The 18,253-nt window shown below is 72.7% G+C and carries 17 protein-coding genes; 6 read left to right on the top strand and 11 right to left on the bottom strand.

Annotated features, from left to right (window positions below):
* Positions 1 to 136 precede the first annotated feature (136 nt).
* The 3 genes from QEZ54_RS26690 to QEZ54_RS26680 form a co-directional block, all read right to left on the bottom strand.
* Positions 137 to 766 (bottom strand): MBL fold metallo-hydrolase, encoded by a 630-nt coding sequence (locus tag QEZ54_RS26690; protein WP_281307468.1) that lies wholly within the window; start codon positions 764 to 766, stop codon positions 137 to 139.
* Positions 763 to 1,848, bottom strand: a complete 1,086-nt coding sequence (locus QEZ54_RS26685) for an S-(hydroxymethyl)mycothiol dehydrogenase (RefSeq protein WP_281307467.1) — start codon at positions 1,846 to 1,848, stop codon at positions 763 to 765. The genes QEZ54_RS26690 and QEZ54_RS26685 overlap by 4 nt, the downstream gene beginning before the upstream one ends.
* 66 nt (positions 1,849 to 1,914) lie before the next feature.
* The gene (locus QEZ54_RS26680) at positions 1,915 to 2,310 is read right to left on the bottom strand and encodes a nuclear transport factor 2 family protein (protein WP_281307466.1); all 396 of its coding nucleotides are present in this window, start codon (positions 2,308 to 2,310) and stop codon (positions 1,915 to 1,917) included.
* Positions 2,311 to 2,414: 104 nt separating this feature from the next.
* On the opposite strand from QEZ54_RS26680, the gene QEZ54_RS26675 reads away from it, so the two are divergent.
* The 3 genes from QEZ54_RS26675 (at position 2,415) to QEZ54_RS26665 (ending at position 4,512) form a co-directional block, all read left to right on the top strand.
* Complete coding sequence (locus QEZ54_RS26675; RefSeq protein WP_281307465.1) at positions 2,415 to 2,981, top strand: TetR/AcrR family transcriptional regulator; 567 nt, start codon at positions 2,415 to 2,417, stop codon at positions 2,979 to 2,981.
* Positions 2,982 to 3,030: 49 nt separating this feature from the next.
* Positions 3,031 to 3,534 (top strand): NUDIX domain-containing protein, encoded by a 504-nt coding sequence (locus QEZ54_RS26670; RefSeq protein ID WP_281307464.1) that lies wholly within the window; start codon positions 3,031 to 3,033, stop codon positions 3,532 to 3,534.
* A gap of 75 nt (positions 3,535 to 3,609) precedes the next feature.
* The gene (locus QEZ54_RS26665; protein ID WP_281307463.1) at positions 3,610 to 4,512 is read left to right on the top strand and encodes a histidinol-phosphatase; all 903 of its coding nucleotides are present in this window, start codon (positions 3,610 to 3,612) and stop codon (positions 4,510 to 4,512) included.
* Positions 4,513 to 4,566: 54 nt separating this feature from the next.
* Here the strand turns inward: QEZ54_RS26665 and QEZ54_RS26660 are convergent, their stop codons facing one another.
* Complete coding sequence (locus tag QEZ54_RS26660) at positions 4,567 to 5,988, bottom strand: WGR domain-containing protein (protein ID WP_281307462.1); 1,422 nt, start codon at positions 5,986 to 5,988, stop codon at positions 4,567 to 4,569.
* A 192-nt stretch (positions 5,989 to 6,180) separates the two neighbouring features.
* On the opposite strand from QEZ54_RS26660, the gene QEZ54_RS26655 reads away from it, so the two are divergent.
* The gene (locus QEZ54_RS26655; RefSeq protein WP_281307558.1) at positions 6,181 to 6,822 is read left to right on the top strand and encodes an HAD family phosphatase; all 642 of its coding nucleotides are present in this window, start codon (positions 6,181 to 6,183) and stop codon (positions 6,820 to 6,822) included.
* Positions 6,823 to 6,901: 79 nt separating this feature from the next.
* Here QEZ54_RS26655 and QEZ54_RS26650 read toward each other — a convergent pair whose 3' ends face one another.
* From QEZ54_RS26650 to QEZ54_RS26640, 3 genes are all read right to left on the bottom strand, one after another.
* Positions 6,902 to 7,885 carry a glycine betaine ABC transporter substrate-binding protein gene (locus tag QEZ54_RS26650; protein WP_281307461.1) on the bottom strand — a complete coding sequence of 328 codons (984 nt, stop codon included), beginning with the start codon at positions 7,883 to 7,885 and terminating at the stop codon, positions 6,902 to 6,904.
* A gap of 431 nt (positions 7,886 to 8,316) precedes the next feature.
* A complete protein-coding gene (locus QEZ54_RS26645) occupies positions 8,317 to 9,042 on the bottom strand; it encodes an ABC transporter permease (RefSeq protein WP_281307460.1) in 726 nt (241 codons plus the stop codon).
* On the bottom strand, positions 9,039 to 9,749 hold the full coding sequence (locus QEZ54_RS26640) for an ABC transporter permease (RefSeq protein ID WP_281307459.1): 711 nt from the start codon (positions 9,747 to 9,749) through the stop codon (positions 9,039 to 9,041). Before QEZ54_RS26640 ends, QEZ54_RS26645 begins: the two co-directional genes overlap by 4 nt.
* 3 nt (positions 9,750 to 9,752) lie before the next feature.
* Between QEZ54_RS26640 and QEZ54_RS26635 the strand changes: the two genes are divergently transcribed.
* Positions 9,753 to 10,727, top strand: a complete 975-nt coding sequence (locus QEZ54_RS26635) for an ATP-binding cassette domain-containing protein (protein ID WP_348650578.1) — start codon at positions 9,753 to 9,755, stop codon at positions 10,725 to 10,727.
* A gap of 152 nt (positions 10,728 to 10,879) precedes the next feature.
* On the opposite strand, the gene QEZ54_RS26630 is transcribed toward QEZ54_RS26635, so the two are convergent.
* The gene (locus QEZ54_RS26630; RefSeq protein WP_281307458.1) at positions 10,880 to 12,550 is read right to left on the bottom strand and encodes an FAD-dependent monooxygenase; all 1,671 of its coding nucleotides are present in this window, start codon (positions 12,548 to 12,550) and stop codon (positions 10,880 to 10,882) included.
* Between the two features lie 266 nt (positions 12,551 to 12,816).
* Here QEZ54_RS26630 and QEZ54_RS26625 point away from each other — a divergent pair, with 266 nt between their 5' ends.
* A complete protein-coding gene (locus QEZ54_RS26625) occupies positions 12,817 to 13,644 on the top strand; it encodes a DUF4878 domain-containing protein (protein ID WP_281307457.1) in 828 nt (275 codons plus the stop codon).
* Positions 13,645 to 13,707: 63 nt separating this feature from the next.
* On the opposite strand, the gene QEZ54_RS26620 is transcribed toward QEZ54_RS26625, so the two are convergent.
* The 3 genes from QEZ54_RS26620 to QEZ54_RS26610 form a co-directional block, all read right to left on the bottom strand.
* Positions 13,708 to 14,994: an MFS transporter gene (locus QEZ54_RS26620; protein ID WP_281307456.1), complete on the bottom strand. Its 1,287-nt coding sequence runs from the start codon at positions 14,992 to 14,994 to the stop codon at positions 13,708 to 13,710.
* Positions 14,991 to 15,560 (bottom strand): helix-turn-helix domain-containing protein, encoded by a 570-nt coding sequence (locus QEZ54_RS26615; RefSeq protein WP_281307455.1) that lies wholly within the window; start codon positions 15,558 to 15,560, stop codon positions 14,991 to 14,993. Before QEZ54_RS26615 ends, QEZ54_RS26620 begins: the two co-directional genes overlap by 4 nt.
* Before the next feature lie 148 nt (positions 15,561 to 15,708).
* Positions 15,709 to 18,252, bottom strand: a complete 2,544-nt coding sequence (locus QEZ54_RS26610) for an FtsX-like permease family protein (RefSeq protein ID WP_281307454.1) — start codon at positions 18,250 to 18,252, stop codon at positions 15,709 to 15,711.
* Position 18,253 lies beyond the last annotated feature (1 nt).

Genomic DNA, 18,253 nt, shown 5'->3' with positions numbered 1-18,253 from the left:
ATCCTGGCCGAAATACAGGCACTTTCCCCCGAATCTGCAGGATTCGACGCGCCCACGTGTGTGTTCGGCGCGTCGTCGAGTGTTAAGAGGGGCCCCTTCTGCTACGGAAAGCGATAAGAAGGGGCCCTTCCTTACGTCAGTGGCCGCGGGCGAGCCAGGTGTCGAGGTGGGGGGACTCGGCGGCGATGGTGGTGGTGTCGCCGTGGCCGGTGTAGACGGTGGTGTCCTCGGGCAGGGTGAGCAGGCGGTCCCGGATCGAGCCGATGATCGTCGGGAAGTCGCTGTAGGAGCGGCCGGTGGCGCCGGGTCCGCCCTGGAACAGGGTGTCGCCGGAGAACAGGGCCTTCAGCGTGGGCGCGTACAGGCAGATGGCGCCGGGGGAGTGGCCGGGGGTGTGCAGCACCCACAGGTCGGTGCCGGCGACGGTGAGGCAGTCGCCGGAGGCCAGCTCGCGGTCGGGCGCCCGGCCGGAGTGGGTCTGGTCCCACAGCATCCGGTCCTCGGGGTGCAGCATGACCGGTGCGCCGGTGAGCCGGGCCAGTTCCGGGGCGGCGTCGATGTGGTCGTTGTGGGCGTGCGTGCACACGATGGCCACCACCCGGCGCCCGCCGGCGGCCGCGGCGATCGCCGCCGCGTCGTGTGCGGCGTCGACGACCAGCACGTCGGAGTCGTTGCCGATGAGCCAGACGTTGTTGTCGACCTCCCACTCGCCGCCGTCGAGGCGGAACACGCCGTGGGTGACGACCCGTTCGATCCGCGCGGTCACAGCAGCACCACCGAGCGCAGCACCTCGCCGCGGCCCATCTTGGCGAACGCCTCCTCGACCTGGTCCAGCGCGATCGTCTCGGAGACGAACGCACCGAGGTCGAGGCGGCCCTGGCGGTGGAGCTCCAGCAGCACCGGGAAGTCGCGGGAGGGCAGGCAGTCGCCGTACCAGGAGGACTTGAGGGCGCCGCCGCGGCCGAACACGTCGAGGAGGGGGAGTTCCAGCTTCATGTCGGGGGTGGGCACGCCGACGAGGACGACCGTGCCGGCGAGGTCGCGGGCGTAGAAGGCCTGGCGGTACGTCTCGGGGCGGCCGACCGCGTCGATCACGACGTCGGCGCCGAAGCCGCCGGTCAGCTCCTGGATCGCGGCGACCACGTCGGCCTGCCCGCCGTTGACGGTGTGGGTGGCGCCGAGCCGCCGGGCCCAGTCCAGCTTCCGGTCGTCGAGGTCCACGCCGATGACGGTGCCCGCCCCGGCCAGGCGGGCCCCGGCGATCGCGGCGTTGCCGACGCCGCCGCAGCCGATGACGGCGACGCTGTCGCCGCGGCCGACCGCGCCGGTGTTCAGCGCGGCGCCGAGCCCGGCCATGACGCCGCAGCCGAGCAGCCCGGCGACCTCCGGCGGCACGCTCGGGTCGACCTTGGTGCACTGCCCGGCCGCGACCAGGGTCTTGTCGGCGAACGCGCCGATGCCCAGGGCGGGGGCCAGCGGTGTGCCGTCGGCCAGGGTCATCTTCTGCTTCGCGTTGTGGGTGGCGAAGCAGTACCAGGGGCGGCCGCGTACGCAGGCCCGGCACTGGCCGCAGACGGCGCGCCAGTTGAGGACGACGTAGTCGCCCGGGGCGACCTCGGTCACGCCCTCGCCGACCGCCTCGACCACCCCGGCCGCCTCGTGGCCGAGCAGGAACGGGAAGTCGTCGTTGATGCCGCCTTCCCGGTAGTGCAGGTCGGTGTGGCACACCCCGCATGCCTGCACCGCCACGAGCGCCTCACCGGGCCCCGGGTCGGGGACGAGCACGGTCTCGATGCCGACCGGCGCGTTCTTGGCGCGGGCGACTACACCGCGTACCTCATGCACCACCGTGACCTCCTTGGCACGTGGACGAAGTTCACGGCGATGTTACCCGCGTCACGCCCGTCGTACCCGCTATGACCGGCTGAGCAGCTCGGCTATCGCGCGGTGGTCATGGAAGTCGCGGGTGTGGACGATCAGGCCGTCGCGTACGCGGAAGAGTTGGATGTTGTCGACCGCGGCGGTCCGGCCGGAGTCGGGATCGGTGAGGTCGTAGCCGTACTCGACGATGATCACTTCGGGGTCGGCGGTCTCGTGCACCACCACGTCGCGCACCGCGAACGCCAACCGCAGCGTGCCCGCGCGGGCCAGTTGGGCGGCGATGGCGTCGCGGCCGACCAGGCGGATGGGCCGGGGCGGGGCGAACGGGATCTCCACGACGGCCTCGGGGGCGTACTGCTGCGCGAGATCGTGCCACCGGTTCTCGTGGATGAGCTGTACCCGCTGGTCGAACAGTTCGCGTGGGGTCATGGCGGAGTCCTCTCCCGGTCGGGGCATAATCGGAGTGATCACTCCGATAGCGGCCCCGACTATACGGACTGATCACTCCGCTTGTCCACGGCTCGGGAGGGCTCATGCCTGCTCAGGACAGACCGCTGCGTGCCGACGCCGCCCGCAACCGCGCCCGCCTGCTGGAAGCCGCCGAGCAGGTGTTCGCCGAGCACGGCACCGGCACGCCGGTGGAGGAGGTCGCCCGCGCCGCCGGAGTCGGGGTCGGCACCGCGTTCCGGCACTTCCCGACCAAGGAGAGCCTGCTGTCGGCCGTGTACCTGGCCCGGCTGGAACGCCTCGGCGACCGGGCCGAGCGGCTGGCCGAGGCGAACGATCCGGTCGCGGCGCTGCGCACCTTCTTCGCCGAGACCGTCGAGCAGGCCGCCTCCAAGAACGCCCTGGCCGAAGCGCTCAGCGCCGCCGGGGTCGATCCGCGTGCCGCCGCCTCGGCGACCGGCGCGCGGCTGCGCGAGGCGTTGGGCGGGCTGCTGCGCCGCGCCCAGCAGGCGGGCGTACGCCCGGAACTGACCGTCACCGACCTGATGAGCCTGCTCATCGGTGCCTCCCGTGCCGTGGAACCGCTGGCCGCCGATCCGCACGCCCGCGCCCGGGTCATCCGCGTCATGCTCGACGGGCTCACCGGGCATTGAGCACCGGCCGCGGGCGGCGACCCGGCGGCGCCATGGCTATGCTGCCCCGGTGCCCATGTCGGAGTACGTCGCCAACCTGCGCAGGCATGTCGGAACCGGCCTGCTGATGCTGCCCAGCGTCACCGCCGTGGTCGTGGACGAGCGGGGTGAGCTGCTGCTGGGCCGGCGCAGCGACAACGGCCGCTGGGCGCTGATAGCCGGCGCCGTCGACCCGGGCGAGCAGCCCGCCGACGCCGCCGTACGCGAGGTGTACGAGGAGACCGGCGTGCACGTGGCCGTCGAGCGGCTCGCCGGCACGGCACTGCACCCGGTCGTCTACCCCAACGGCGACCAGTGCCAGTACCTCAACCTGTGGTTCCGCTGCCGCGCGACCGGCGGCACGGCCCGGGTCAACGACGACGAGTCGCTCGCCGTCGGCTGGTTCCCCCGCGCCGCGCTGCCGCCGATCGACCAGTGGACGCGCATGCTCATCGACGAGGCGCTCGACGGCGAATCGGCCTGGTTCGCCCAGCCCGGCACCGCCCATCCGGTGCTGAGACCGCTGCAGCTGTGAGCCGGCGGTCCCGGACTGCGGCGACGCGGACCCCCGGCGTCACGCCGCCGCGCGGCATCGGCTAGAGCTGACGTCATGGGCGACTACCACGTGCACCTGCACCCGCATGAGCCTCGGCCGGAGACCAGCCCGCCGCCGGGGCAGTATCCGCCGGGGCACGTCGACGCGTTCGTCGAGCGGGCGCTGTCGCGGGGCGCGACCGAGGTCGGCTTCACCGAGCACCTGTACCGGTTCGTCGAGTTCGCCCCGGCGATCGAGGGCTTCTGGGCGGGCGGGTCGCGCCAGGACCTGACCGAGCAGAGCCGGCAGATGTACTACGACGAGCTCAACCTGCACCTGGACCGGTACGTCGAGGCCGTCACCGGCGCCCGCGACCGGGGCCTGCCGGTGCGCCTGGGCATGGAGGTCGACTGGTTCCCCGCGCACGCCGACCGCATCGCCGCCATCCTGGCGCAGTACCCGTTCGACTACCTGATCGGCTCGGTGCACTGGGTCGGCGAGTGGGCCCTGGACCACCCCGCCGTCACGTACGAGTACGAGCGCCGGGGCGTGCGCCGCGCGTACGAGGACTACTTCGCGCTGGTCACCGAGCTGGCCGAGGCGGGGGTCGTGCAGGTGCTCGGCCACGCCGACGTGGTCAAGAAGTTCGGGCACCGGTGCGAGCAGGAGCCGGTCGACCTGTACGAGCGGCTGGTCGCGGCGGCGGTGCGCGGCGGGGTGGCGGTCGAGGTGAACAGCGCCGGGCTGCGCAAGCGGATCGCCGAGCCCTACCCGGCGCCGACGCTGCTGCGCATGTGCCACGAGGCGGGCGTGCCGATCACCCTGGCCAGCGACGCGCACGAGCCGCACGAGGCAGCCGACCGCTTCGACGAGATCATCCGGTACGCCCGCGCCGCCGGATACCGCGAGCGGCTCGCCTTCGACACCGGCGGCGCGTCGCGCCTGGTGCCGCTGTCCGATCCGGACGCGATCGGCTGAGGGGGCACCGCCGCACCCGAGAGCTGGACGGCTGCGACGGTGCCCCCATCGAAATTAGACCAACTTCCGGATCTCGCCAAAGGCGCGGTAGAACCCGCCCCGGCTCGCCTCGCGCACCTCGCTGACCAGGTATCGCGCACCGGCCTGGCGGATGCCCTTGGGGAACTGCACCTGCCACGAGCTCTGGTAGCCCGAGGAGACCACGCGCACCCGCAGGCGGCCGCCCTCCTCGACGCACTCGAGCACCACGCCGCCGCTGCTGTCGCTGGTGGTCTCGATCGCGGTCGGCGCGGCCACGGCCGGGGCCGCCTGCGGCGCCTTGATGTCCTTGATCTCCGGCACGGTGCCCTGCTCGGCCGCGCGGATCGCCGGCTCGGAGGCGTCGATGCAGGCCAGCGAGCCGTCCGTGGTCACGATGTAGAGCCGCTCGTCGTGGTACTGCATCGAGTAGGCCGAGCCGCAGCCGGTGCCGAGCTTCCACAGGCGGTTGCCCGCGTCGTCGAAGCAGTACACCGAGGAGCTGTTGTCGCCGGCGAAGATGAACTTGCCGTCGGGGCTGGTGGCGCACGAGAACACGGCCGCGTCGCAGGAGTAGGTGCGGCGGTGCGCGCCGTCCTTGGCCAGCTCGACCACCTTGCGGTCGGAGGTGCCCGCGTACAGCGTGTGCTCCTCCTGCCAGCCGAACAGCACCGCGCTGCTGCTGTGCTTCCACAGCACGTCGCCGGTGTGCCAGTTGTAGCTGGTCACGCCGCTGGAGTGGCCGTGGTGCACGGCGGTGGCGTCGCAGCGGACCATCCAGCCCGACGAGCCCTCGCTCTGCTTGCGCCACAGGAACTCGTCCTCATGGTCGATCGCGGCGACGCCGCCGCGCGCGTCGGAGACGCCCAGCACGCCGTCGTGGATGTCGAGCCAGTAGATGTCGATGTCGGGCGCGATCTGGTACGCCACCCGCGGCATCTTGCCGGACAGGTCGTAGACGTTGCCGTCGTCGCAGCCGGCGTAGAGCCACGCGTCGTCGGCGACGATGCACTTGACGCCGTCGGGCAGCTTGACCTGCGAGATCACCTCGGCGTCGTGGTTGAGCGTGGTGATCACGCCCGCCTCGTTGCCGACCATGCACACCCGCTCGTCGACGAAGATGCCGAACGCGGAGGTGCCCGAGCGGTAGCGCCACAGCACCGGCGCGCTCTTGGCGGTCGACCGGGTGCTGGTGATCACACGGCGGGACACGGAGCGCTTCTGCCGCTGGCCCTGGACCGCCGGGGCGTAGCCCTTGCGCACCTTCTCGCCGATCTTCTTCGCCGCCGCGGCCTTGGCCTTGTCGTGGTCGGCGAAGCTGCTCTTGCTGGTGGCACCGGGGTCGCCGATCCGGCCGTACCGGATGGTCAGCTCGGTGTCGTCGACAATCACCTCGTAGAACTTGTGCGAGCCGCCGTCGGCTTCGGACAGTTCGAGGTACGTCGTCTCAACGGGCATGGCGGGCTCGCCTTTCGCGGCGGGGGAAGCGCTCGGACTGGCGGTACGTTAGCGACCGCCACCGACAGTGCGGCCCGCCGTCCCACAGCTCGGTCATCGTTGCTGGTCAGCGTGATTCCGGCCACTACGTTCGATATTCCGGCGCCGCAGCCGGGCGCGGTGCGCGATGATCGGCCGGTGACTCCCGCGGCAGTGCTCTTCGACATGGACGGAACCCTCTTCGACAGCGAGCCGCTGTGGGACATCGCGATCGACGAGCTGGCCGCCGAGTACGGCGCGGTGCTGGCCGCCGAGGTGCGGCTGGCCATGGTCGGGCGCTCGGTACCCGAATCCATGGTCCTGTTCCACGACGGCATCGGCCAGTCGTGGCGCGACGCCAAGACGAGCTCCGACTGGATCTACGAGCGGGTCGCGGTGCTGTTCGCGAGCGACCTGGTGTGGCGGCCCGGCGCCCGGGAACTGCTCGCCGAGGTGCGCGCCGCCGGGATCCCCGCGGCCCTGGTCACCTCCACCAACCGGCGCGTGGTCGAGATCGCGCTGGACACCCTGGGGCGGGACACGTTCGACGCGGTGGTCTGCGGGGACGAGGTCGCGTTCACCAAGCCGCACCCCGACCCGTACCTGCGCGCGGCGAAGCTGCTCGGCGTCGAGCCCGCCGACTGCCTGGCCATCGAGGACTCGCCCACCGGCGCCGCCAGCGCCCTGGCCGCCGGCGCCCGGGTGATCGCCGTGCCGCACGCGGTGTCGGTCGACGCGGCGCCGGGGCTGGTGCTGCTGCCCACCCTGGCGGGCGTCACCCTCGCCGACCTCGCCACCCTCACCGCCCCGCGCTGAAAGACGAAGGAAGGGCCCCTTCTTATCGCAATGCGATGTAGAAGGGGCCCTTCCCAACCTGTGGCCCGGGTGGGGCAGGTCAGCTCGCCGCGAAGGCGCTGTCGGAGGAGAAGACGGTGCCCAGGCTCGCCTTGCCGGTGGTCAGCGCCGTCTTGGTCTGCGGACCGCCCGCGTCGGCCTGCGCGAACGAGCCGAAGTCGATGCCGTACACCGTCTTCAGGCCCTTCTGGCAGAACGTCCGCTCGGGGCACTCGGCCGGACCGGCCAGCACCGACGCCTTGCCGCTGCACTTGGCCGCGAAGTCCGACAGCGTCTTCACGCCGTTGGCGTCGGCGAACGCCTTGGTCACCGCGAACGCGTTCTGGTCGGTCGCCGCCGACGGGGCGCCGACGGCCAGGCCCGCCTTCTCGGCCAGGCCCTTCAGCGCGGTCACCGTCGCGGTCACGTCACCACTGGCCTTGGGCTGGGCGTCCTTGCCGTTCTGCTTCTGGTTCAGGAACTCCGTCAGCGTCGCGGCGTACTCGGGGAAGACGCTCAGCTCGCCGCGCTCCAGGGCCGCCTCGTACAGCTCGCGGTTGCCCGCGGTCTGCACCGTCGCGGTGAAGCCCGCGCCGTTGAGCGCGATCTTGTAGAGCTCGGCCAGGATCTGGCTCTCCGGGAAGTTCGCCGCACCCACGACCACCTTGCCGCTGCCGCCGGACAGGCCGCTGGCCAGCCCCGCCGTAGCCGCGAAGTCGGCCGCCGCGACCTGCGCGGTCTTGCGGTCCACGTCCACGGCCCGGTTCAGAGCCACCAGCTTCGGCGTGTCCAGCGCCGCGCCGACCTTGTCGACCGCCGCGAACAGCGCCGGGCTGGCCGCCTTCGCGTTGGCGACGGCGATCACGTTGTCCGCGTTCTGCAGGTGCTTGTCGTCCTCGAGCACCACCAGCGCGGTCCCGGCGACCGGCGCGCAGCCCGCACCGGAGACGCTCTGCGGCGCGGCCGTACCCGACGATCCGGCCTCACCGCAGGCGGCCAGCGTGAACGCCGCCGCCGCGAGGCCTGCCAGGGTTAAAGCGGACAATCTACGAGTATGCGAATACATGCGTGCAGCCTTCCGTTCTCGGCCGGGCAACCCGGCCGAACGTGCGCGAAATGACCTCGTCACCACGTTTCCTAGCTGATACGTGGGACATAGTGGCGAAGATTTGTGAACTGCCCGCGCCCCTACCCGCGAACAGCCGTTCACAAACCGGAGGTCTGCGCAGGCAGCCGCGGCGGTCCGCGATTGTTCCCCGTCGCCCAGTGACGATCATCATGCTTTCCGCACCTTCGCGCGCCTACCGCCCGATTGCGCACTTTCCCGCTGGCGCAGGCGCTGCCTTCGTGCTAACGCGCACCCGGAAGTGGTGCGTGCAGTTCCGGGGAAAGTGCACAAATCGATGCCAGGATTCCTGCACTTTCCCTGAAACTGCACCTAGGCCGGCCCGGGGACGGGCGGCGGGCGGGGTGGGGTCAGGGGGTGGGGGTGATGGGGTCGGCGGCGGAGCGGGGCGGGCGGTGGTCGGTGCGGCGCAGCGCCTTGGGCAGGGCGGCGCGCTCGACCAGGACGAGCAGCCCGTCCGCCAGCAGGCACAGCAGCGCCACCAGCAGGCCCCCGGCGAGCACCTGGCCGCCGCCCGCGTTCAGGCCCAGCCCGAAGCCGCGGCTGATGATCATCCCGAGTCCGCCGCCGTTGACGTACGCGGCCAGCGTCGCCGTCGCCAGTACCTGCACCGCCGCGATCCGCAGCCCGTTGGCCAGGTACGGCACCGCCAGCGGCAGCTCCACCGAGCGCAGCAGCTGCCAGCCGGACAGCCCCATGCCCCGCCCGGCGTCGCGCACCTGCGGATCGACCTCGCGCACCCCCAGGTACGCGTTGGCCAGCAGCGGCGGAATCGCGAACAGGGCCAGCGCCAGGATGATCGCGGGCGGCCCGAAGCCGATCACGGTCAGCGGCAGGATGGTCAGCAGCGCCACGGTGGGCACGGCGCGGCTGAGGTTGGTCATGGCCACCACGGCCGGGCCGCCGCGGCCGACGTGCCCCATCCATACCCCCACCGGCCAGGACACCGCGCAGGCCAGCCCGACCGCGGCGCCCGAGATCCACAGGTGCTCCTCGGTCCGGGCGATGATCCCGTTCGGGTTCGTCCAGTTCAGCGGGTCGTTCAGCCAGAGGATGGCGTCGTGGATGATGGTCATGCGGTCCTCCGGCGGGTCCAGGGCATGACGGCCCGGCCGACCAGGATCAGGGCCAGGTCGAGCACCAGGGCCAGGCCGACGCAGGCCAGCGTCGCCGCCATCACCTGCGCCCGGTAGAAGTTGGCGTTGAAGCCGCCGATGATGAGGTCGCCGAGGCCGCCGTAGCCGACCAGCTCGCCGACGGTGACCAGCGCCACGGTGGAGACCGTGGCGATGCGCAGCCCGGTCATGATGCCGGGCAGCGCCAGCGGCAGTTCGATGCGCCAGAGCAGCGCCGCGCGGCCGTACCCCATGCCGCGGGCGCTCTCGACCACCTCGGCGGGCACCTGGCGCAGGCCGGTGAGGGTGTTGCGGATGATGGTGATCAGGGCGTACAGCACCAGTCCGATCAGGACGGTGACCGGCTGGATCCCGGTGAACGGCGCCAGGAACGCGAACAGGGCCAGTGACGGGATCGTGTACAGCACCCCGGTGACGCCCAGGATCGTGCCGGTCAGCCGGCCGAATCGGTGCGCCAGCACCGCCAGCGGGATCGCGAGCAGCGCGGCCACGGCTACGGCGACTAAGGTCAGCAGGAGGTGTTCGCGCAGCGCGGCCAGCAGGGTGCCGTAGTTCTGGCGCAGGTAGTCCCACGAGAACCAGGGGTTGCCGGGGCCGGGGTCGTAGGCGGCCCCGGCGGACACGAAGGCGCTGACCTTGGAGGGCATGGGGTGAACGGTACCGCCGCGGTGTCGATCCGGCTGGACGGAGTCCGCAAGCAGTACGGCGACGGCACGGTCGCCGTACGCGAACTGAGCCTGGAACTGCCCGCCGGCCGGCTGAGCGTGCTGGTCGGCCCGTCCGGCTGCGGCAAGTCCACCCTGCTCCGCATGATCAACCGGTTGATCGAGCCGTCCGGCGGCCGGATGTGGCTCGGCGACGACGAGATCACCTCGGTCGACCCGATCGAGCTGCGCCGCCGCATCGGGTACGTGATCCAGAACGTCGGCCTGTTCCCGCACCACACCGTGCGCGACAACGTGGCCACCGTGCCGCGCCTGCTCGGCTGGCCCCGGGCCCGCGTCGCCGAACGCGTCGACGAGCTGCTGGAACTGGTCGGCCTGCCCGCCCCGCAGTACGCCGCCCGCTACCCGCACGAGCTGTCCGGCGGCCAGCGCCAGCGCGTCGGGGTGGCCCGCGCGCTCGCCGCCGACCCGGTGGTGCTGCTGATGGACGAGCCGTTCTCGGCGGTCGACCCGATCGTGCGGGGGCGGCTGCAGGACGAGTTCCTGCGGCTGCAGCAGGCCGTACGCAAGACGATCGTGTTCGTGACCCACGACGTGGACGAGGCGGTGCGGCTCGGCGACCGGATCGCGGTGCTGTCCGAGGGCGGCCGCCTGGAGCAGTTCGCCGACCCGGCGACGCTGCTGTCGCGCCCGGCCAACGACTTCGTCGCCGAGTTCGTCGGTGCCGACCGGGGCATCAAGCTGCTCGCGGTCGCCCCCGTACCCCGGGAGGGGTTGGCGCCGCTGCCCGCCGACGCCCCCGCGGACGCGCCAGTGGTGGCGGCGACGGCGAACCTGCGGGACGCGCTCGCCGCGATCCTGGAGTCCGACACCGGCTGGGTCGCCATCCGCGACGGCGCCACCGTCCTCGGCATCCTCACCCCCGACGCGGTCTACACCCACCTCCGCACCCTGATCTGACCCGCATCACCACCTCCGCACCCGGTTCGCCCAGCTCACCCCGCCCCTGCCCCGCCCGCGCCGCCCGCGCGCCGTCCCCGCCCCGTCTTCCATATACGTTGGCCTATCTCGTAGAAGATGATCTCCATTTTTTCTTCGAGATAGGCCAGCGTTTATGTGAAGCGGGGCGGGGACGGCGGCGCGGGCGCTGATGGGGGCGGTTGCGGCGAAGGCGGCCGTGGGGGCGAGGGGGGCCGTGGGAGTGGGGGTGGGCCGAACCAGCGGGTGAGTGCGTCGGGCAGGGCTGTCGCGGACCGGGCCGACCAGGTCACGTAGCCGTCGGGGCGGATGAGCAGGGCGTCCGCTGCGGTGGCGGTGGCGGTGACCGCGTCGACGCGCCCCGACCAGGGCCGGGCCAGCTCGGCGGGTGAGTCCGGTCCGGTCCGGCCGGTGGCGTCCAGCAGCAGCGGCCGCCCCGTGCGCAGCAGCTCCGCCACCCGGGTACGCCGTCCGCCGACGCGCACCCGCAGGTCGGGTACGAGGCGGCCGACGCGCGGGTCCGCCGGGTCCGCCTCGTACGCCACCTCGCTGCCCGCCATGGTCGCGGCGAGTCCGGCCAGCACCGCCGGGTCGGCCAGCCGCGCCTGGAACGCCGCCCGCTCGGCGGTGACCGCGTCGCCGGGGGCGATGAGCGCCGCCTGGTCCCGTGCGTGCGCCAGCATCCGCCGGGCCTGCGGCGCCCGCTCGGCGTCGTAGGAGTCGAGCAGGCCCTCGGGTGCGTCACCGCGTACGGCGGCGGCCAGTTTCCAGCCCAGGTTGACCGCGTCCTGCAGGGCCAGGTTGAGTCCCGCGCCACCGAACCCGGCCACCACGTGCGCGGCGTCGCCCGCCACGAGCACCCGCCCGATCCGGTACGGCAGCGCCACCCGCGAGTTGCGTCCGGCCAGCCGCCGCAGCACGTGCGGCCCGGGTCCGCCGGGTGCCCGCATGGCCAGGTCCCGCCCGAGCACCCGGCGCACCGCCGTACCCAGCTCGGTGAGGCTCATCGGCACGCTCTCGTCGGGTTCGGGCTGGTCCCACTCGCTGACATGGACCAGGTGCACCCCGGGCCGGAACGAGGCGAACGTGAACACCCCGCCCGGCAGCCGGTGCAGCTCGAACGGCCGCAGCGGCGCCCCGCCGGGCATCCGCAGCGCGCCGCGGCGCGTCAGCTCGCCCGCCGACAGCACCACGTGCGCGTCCCGGCTGACGGTGTCGCGGCTGGTCAGCCCCGGAAACTCCATCCCGGCGCCCTTGCGGACCGCGCTGTGCGCCCCGTCGCAGCCCACCAGGTACGCCGCCCGCAGCCGGTACGGCCCGTCGGGTCCGCGCACCGCCAGGTCGACGCCGTCTGTGTCGGCGGTGAACGCCAGCAGCTCGTGCTCGCGCCGCAGCTCGACGCCCAGGCGCAGGGCGTCGCGCTGGAGCACCAGTTCCAGGTGCCGCTGCGGTACGGGCAGCACGTGCAGCGGGTTGTCGGGCAGCCGGTGCAGCGGCAGCCGGAAGCCCGCGTAGCCGAAGGCGCGGATGGGGCGGGGGCGGCCCAGGTTGCCGGTGCCGAAGCGGCGCAGCAGCCCGCGCGGTCCGCGGTCGTGCCGGGCCAGCTCGCCGTGCAGGCCGCGCTGGTCGAGCACGCGCACCACCTGCCCGACCAGGCCGTTGGCGCGCGGCAGGTCGTCGGGGGCGGCGCGCCGCTCCAGCACGACCGCCCCGACGCCGCCGCGGCGCAGCTCGGCGGCGAGCAGCAGGCCGGTCGGCCCGCCGCCGACGATCACGACGTCGCTGCGCTCGACCTGCGCGGTCATGGCCACCTCCGTGATCGCTGGGTGTCGTCCGGGCAGCACCGGGCGTCCACGATCACGGATCATCCGGCGGCCTGCCGTCCTGTTGTCAACCGTAGTTGACAAGAGGGCTGGGCGTCAACCTAAGTTGACGCCGCCGACCGGCGCCGCCCGCATACCGGTCGCCCGACGGCCTTCGGCCGTTCGTCTCAAGTGGATGGAGCGAGGTACGCCGCGATTCGTGTTTGTCGGTATGGTGAGACCTCCCGACGCCCTGGATGGAAGATCACATGGACATCGCAGGCATGGCCGCGAGCGCGGTCGACCTGATCGCGCGGCGGCTCCAGCGAGCCGACGGCCACGCGGCCGAGCAGGAGCCCGCCGACACCGCCGGAGCGGTCTACGATCTCGTCGCCGCGCGACTGCGCAGCACGGGTCTCGGCGCCCGGGTCCTGAGCGAGCTGGAGCAGGCGCCGACCGACGAGGCGAGCCGGGCGGCCGCGGTGCAGGCGCTGGACGGCGAGCTGCGCCGAGACCCCGCCTTCAGCGACGACCTGCTGAATCTCCTGCACCAGAACGACTTCGGCGGTGGTGCGAGCGCACCCGGCGTCGCGGACACCGCGGAGGGTGCGGGTCAGGTCGCGAAGAACGGGATCCTCGCCGAGGCCGGGACGCTGGTCGCGCACATGCGCACCACGAAGGTCGCCGGAGTGAGCGGCCTCGTCGTGCTGCTGGCGGCACTCGCGCTCTGCGGCGCGACCGTCTGCGGAGCCGGCATCTACTCGCTGGCGTCGGACAGCCCCGGCGACGTCGTCGACTCACTGTACGAAGCGAGCGCGGACGGCGACGCCGAGGCGATGAGGTCCCTCGTCTGCGCCAAGGAGCGCGCGAAGATGGACGCGAAGAAGTCCTCGACGGACATGGACGACCTGCCCGACGGCTACGGGTTCACCTGGGACGTCATCGACGAGACGATCTCGGGGGACCGCGCGACCGTCCGGGTCGAGATGGAGATCAGCTCGCCGGACGGGAAGTCCTCCAAGGTCACCTATGACCTGGAACTCGTGGACGAGAACGGCTGGAAGGTCTGCGACGGCGACATGGTCGACATGGACTGAGCCGGACCGGACCGTCCCGCGACGCCGCGCCACCGTCCCAGCCGGTGGCGCGGCGTCGCGGTGTCAGGCCACAGCCGCCTCGACGGCGGTCTCCGGCTCGCGCGGTGCGGGGACCTTCGCGGTGTCGGGGCGCCGGTCCATGTCGCGCCAGGTACGGCGGTCGAGGACCGGCAGCAGCGTGGCGGCCAGGTAGAGCGCGCCGAACAGCAGCAGCGAACCGGTCAGGCCCACCCCCTGCACCGCCCAGCCGCCGAGCAGGCCGCCCAGCGGGATGCCCGCGTACGCGATGGCGGTGGACAGGCTCAGCACCCGGGCCTGCAGGTGCTCGGGCACCCGCTCGAAGCTGACCGCGGACAGGATCGGGTTGACCGCCGCCATGGCCAGTCCGCTGACCAGCGACACGGCCAGGACCAGGGTGAGCGTGTCCGACAGGGCCAGCGTGAACAGGCGGGGCGCCCCGCCGATCAGGAACCCGGCGGTGAACACGGCATACCGGGGCGCGCGCGGGGCCAGGGCGGTGAAGACCAGGTTGCCCAGGACCGCGCCCAGCGCGAACGCGCCGCCGGTGAAGCCGAGCGCGACCGGTGAGTGCAGCACCTCGTCGACCCATACCGGCACGAACACCACCGCGTTGGCCTGGTCGGCCAGGTTCGTCACGAACAGCAGCGCCAGGATGCCGATCAGCAGCCGGTCGCCGCGCAGGTGCTGGAACCCGCCCCGCAGCGCGGTCAGGTACGGCTCCCGCGGCGCCGCCAGCACCGCGGCGATCCCCGTCGTCGGCACGGGGGCGCCGCTCGCGTCGGCGGGCACGAACAGGGCCACCAGCAGCGCGCACAGCGCGAACGTGGCGCCGTCGAACAGCACCGCGCCGGGCGCGCCCAGCCAGACGATGACGCTGCCGCCGATGCCCGCGCCGAGCAGCCCGGCCAGCCGGTTCACTCCGTCGTACACCGAGGCGGCCCGGGTGATCTCCACTCCGGACGCGGCGATGACGCGGGGGAGCAGCATCCGCTTGGCGTTGTCGCCCATGCCGCGCAGCGCGCCCGCGAACACCAGCAGTGCCAGCAGCGCTCCGAAGCCGCCGACGTAGCCCAGCGCCACGGCGGCGGTGGCCAGGGCGCTGGCCAGGTCGGCGCCGATGGCGATGCGGCGGGCGCCGTACCGGTCGAGCAGGGGCGCGCCCAGCGGGGCGGCCAGCACGTACGGCAGCCACTCGGCGGCCGCGGCCAGGCCCATCTTGGTGGGGCTGTCCGTGGTGACCAGCACCAGCCACGGGATGGCCAGGAACGTCATCCGGCTGCCGATCTGCGAGATCGTGCCGGCGGTGAACAGTCCGATCAGGCCCTTCACGCGCGCACCTCGTCGAAGACCGGCAGCACCTGCAGCTGCACCTGCACCCGCCTGGTGCCGTCGGGGGCGGGGGTGTCCGGGTCCGCGCGCCGGTACCGGTCGACCACCTCGACCAGCTCGGCCAGCATCGCCTCGGTCTCGGCCGGATCGAGCTGCCGGGTCCAGTCGCTCAGGGTGCCCACGTTCGCCCACGCGGTGGGCCGGGTCGGGATCTCGCTGATGGCGCGGTCGATGCGGGCGGCGTACTCGGCGGCGACGGCGCGCAGGTAGATCTCGAAGTCGGGGAAGGACTCGGGGTCCACCCGGTCGACGGTGGTGCCGCGGTGCACGGCGCGCCACCAGCGCTCGCGGCCCGTGCCCTGCTCGGGCTCGTCGGCGACGAAGCCGTAGAGCGACAGCTGGCGCAGGTGGTAGCTGGTCGCCGCGCTGGACAGGCCGAGCTGCTGGGCCAGCAGGGTGGCGGTGGAGGGACCGTGGTCGCGCAGCAGCTGCAGAATGCGCACCCGCAACGGGTGGGCCAGCCCGCGCAGCGTGCGCGGGTCGAGATGGATGCGGTCGTTGGACACGACCGCCAACATATCTTTGCAAAGACTTCTTGGCAATCCCGCGAACGGAACCCGCCGCCAAGCCGAAGCGCTCCGGCGCGTGAAGAAGGGCCCCTTCTACATCGGATTGCGATAAGAAGGGGCCCTTCCTTTTCCCTGCGGAGCGGGGTCAGTCGTGGGCGATGGCGCGTAGCACGTTCACCCGGGCCGCGCTGATCGCGGGCAGGACTGCGGCCAGCACGCCGACGACCACGCCCAGCGCCAGGTACGTCCCCATCTGGGCCCACGGCAGGGCCAGCTCCTTCAGACCGTCGTCGGCCAGCCCCCGCACCATCACCGCCCCCAGCCCGGCGCCGACGACCAACCCCAGCAGCGCGCCGAACACGGTGATCACCACGGCCTCGACGGTGACCATCCGCATGGTCGCGGCCCGGCCCAGGCCGATCGCCCGCAGCAGCCCGATCTCGCGGGTGCGCTCCAGCACCGACATCGCCAGCGTGTTGATCACGCCGAGGATGGCGATGACGATGGCCAGGCCCAGCAGCACCTGGATCATCAGCATCAGCTGCGCGACGTCGCCGAGCTGCCGGTCCAGGTACTCCGTCTGGTTCTCGACCAGCATCTCGGGGCTGTCGGCCAGCAGCGCGGTCAGGCCGTCGCGGACGGCCCGCTCGTCGGCGCCCGACGCCAGCGTGACGTACGCGAACGACGGCTGCTGCGAGCGCATCTGCGCCGTGATGTCGGTGCCGAACACGTAGCCGCCGTAGAACTCCACCCGCTGGTAGACGCCGGTGATCCGGTACTCGGCGGGTTCGCCGCGCGTCGGGCGTACCGACACGGTGTCGCCGACCGACAGGCCGGACTCGCGGGCGGTCTCGTCGTCGAGCACGACCTCGCGCGGCCCCGGCTGGGCGAGTGACCCGGCGACGGTGGGCAGGGACAGGTCGCGGACGATCGCGGGCAGGTCGGTGACGGCCTTGGCCCAGCCCGGTTCGCCGTCGATGACGGCCTGGTCGTTGTACTCGGCCGCGACCGACACGACCCCCGGCAGCCGCCGCATGCCCGGCAGCAGGGCGGCGTCGAAGGTGGGCAGCACCCCCGGGCTCTCCTGGCCGGAGATGATCAGGTCGGCCTGGAAGCTCTCCGCCGCGTTGCCGCGCAGGGACTGCTCCACCGAGGTCAGCATCGTGTTCACGCCGGTGATCAGGGCGACGCCGACCATCAGCGCGGCCGCCGTGATCGCGGTCCGCCGCGGGTTGCGGCCGGAGTTCAGCCGCCCGAGCCGGCCCGGCACCGACCACGAGAACAGCCGCCCCAGCAGGGACACGGTCGGCCTGGCCAGCGCGGGGCTGAGCAGTGCCACGCCGACGAACGCGCCGAGCACGCCGCCGAGGAGCAGCCACATCGCGGTGTCGCCGTCGGCGGCCATGGCCCACGTGATCAGGCCCGCGCCGGCCGCGGCCAGGACCGAACCGGAGACGGTCAGCCTGGTCAGCGGCCGGTCCGGGATGGCCACCTCCTGCAGGGCCGCGATCGGCGGCACCCGCGAGGCGCGTACGGCGGGCAGCAGGGCGGCGATCAGGGTGACGATCATGCCGACCCCGAACGCGCCCAGCACCGCCGCCGGCGGCACCCCGATCCCGGCCAGGACCAGCTTGTTCATGTCCGCGGCCAGGTTCGCCAGCAGCGCGCCGACGCCCACGCCCGCCGCGAGGCCGGCCACCGAGGCGATGCCGCCGATGACCAGCGACTCGACCAGCATCGTCCGGATGACCTGGCGGCGGCTGGCACCCAGCGCGCGCTGCAGGGCCAGCTCCCTGGTCCGCTCCGCCACGATGATGGAGAACGTGTTCAGGATCAGGAAGCTGCCGACGAACAGGGCCACCCCGGCGAAGCCGAGCAGGATCTTGTTGAAGAAGGCCAGCGCCTCCTTGAAGTCGCCCGCGATCGCGGCGGCGGCCTCGGCCCCGGTCTGCACCGTGTACCCGTCGCCGAGCGCCGCCCGGATCGCGTCGCGCAGGGCCGCGGCGTCGGTCCCGGCCGCGGCGGTCACGCTGATGCTCGTGTACGCCCCCGGCGTGCCCAGCATCAACCGCTGCGCCACCGGCTCGGTGAACCGCACCTCCTGCACCGGCCCCCGGCTGGGCAGCCCGCCCTCGTAGCCGAACACGCCGACGAGCGTGAACACCTGCTTGGGCTGGGTCGTCAGCACGCCGACCCGGTCGCCGACCTTCAGCTTGCCCAGCTCGGCCAGCAGCACGTTGACCGCGATCTCGTCCGCGGCCGCAGGCGCCCTGCCCTCCCGCAGCCGCAGGCCACCGGTCTCGCCGGTCCAGTTCCCGCCGAAGCGCGGCGGCCCGTACGAGGTGACGACCTTGCCGTCGGCGCCGACGACCCGGGCCCCGTCGGCCTGGACCTCGCCGACGACCTGGCCCGCGCCCGCCACGGCGGCGACCCGGTCCCGGTCGGCGGCGGTCAGCAGCCCCGGTACGGACTCACCCTCCAACTCGGACACGTCGATCGTCGGCTTGGCCGTGACGAGCACGTCGGTCGAGGTCATCGACGAGGAGAACATGTTGTCGAAGGAGCGGCCCAGCGCGTCGGTGAGCACGAACGAGCCGGACACGAACATCACGCCCAGGACCACCGCCAGCACCGACAGCGTCAGCCGGAGCTTGCGGGAGAACAGGCTCTTGAGTGAGGCGCGCAGCATG

This window comes from Catellatospora sp. KI3 (assembly GCF_029948125.1).
Classification (GTDB): Bacteria; Actinomycetota; Actinomycetes; order Mycobacteriales; family Micromonosporaceae; genus Catellatospora.
The sequence above is the reverse complement of the archived record's forward strand: the minus strand, read 5'-3'. Positions and strand labels throughout refer to the sequence as shown.

Excerpts from the sequence above, each read along its gene's own strand:
- QEZ54_RS26630 (WP_281307458.1), bottom strand. The coding sequence starts at position 12,550 with ATGACCGCGCAGGTCGAGCGCAGCGACGTCGTGATCGTCGGCGGCGGG.
- QEZ54_RS26640 (WP_281307459.1), bottom strand. The coding sequence starts at position 9,749 with ATGCCCTCCAAGGTCAGCGCCTTCGTGTCCGCCGGGGCCGCCTACGAC.
- QEZ54_RS26645 (WP_281307460.1), bottom strand. The coding sequence starts at position 9,042 with ATGACCATCATCCACGACGCCATCCTCTGGCTGAACGACCCGCTGAAC.
- QEZ54_RS26625 (WP_281307457.1), top strand. The coding sequence starts at position 12,817 with ATGGACATCGCAGGCATGGCCGCGAGCGCGGTCGACCTGATCGCGCGG.
- QEZ54_RS26610 (WP_281307454.1), bottom strand. The coding sequence starts at position 18,252 with ATGCTGCGCGCCTCACTCAAGAGCCTGTTCTCCCGCAAGCTCCGGCTG.
- QEZ54_RS26660 (WP_281307462.1), bottom strand. The coding sequence starts at position 5,988 with ATGCCCGTTGAGACGACGTACCTCGAACTGTCCGAAGCCGACGGCGGC.
- QEZ54_RS26665 (WP_281307463.1), top strand. The coding sequence starts at position 3,610 with ATGGGCGACTACCACGTGCACCTGCACCCGCATGAGCCTCGGCCGGAG.
- QEZ54_RS26675 (WP_281307465.1), top strand. The coding sequence starts at position 2,415 with ATGCCTGCTCAGGACAGACCGCTGCGTGCCGACGCCGCCCGCAACCGC.
- QEZ54_RS26680 (WP_281307466.1), bottom strand. The coding sequence starts at position 2,310 with ATGACCCCACGCGAACTGTTCGACCAGCGGGTACAGCTCATCCACGAG.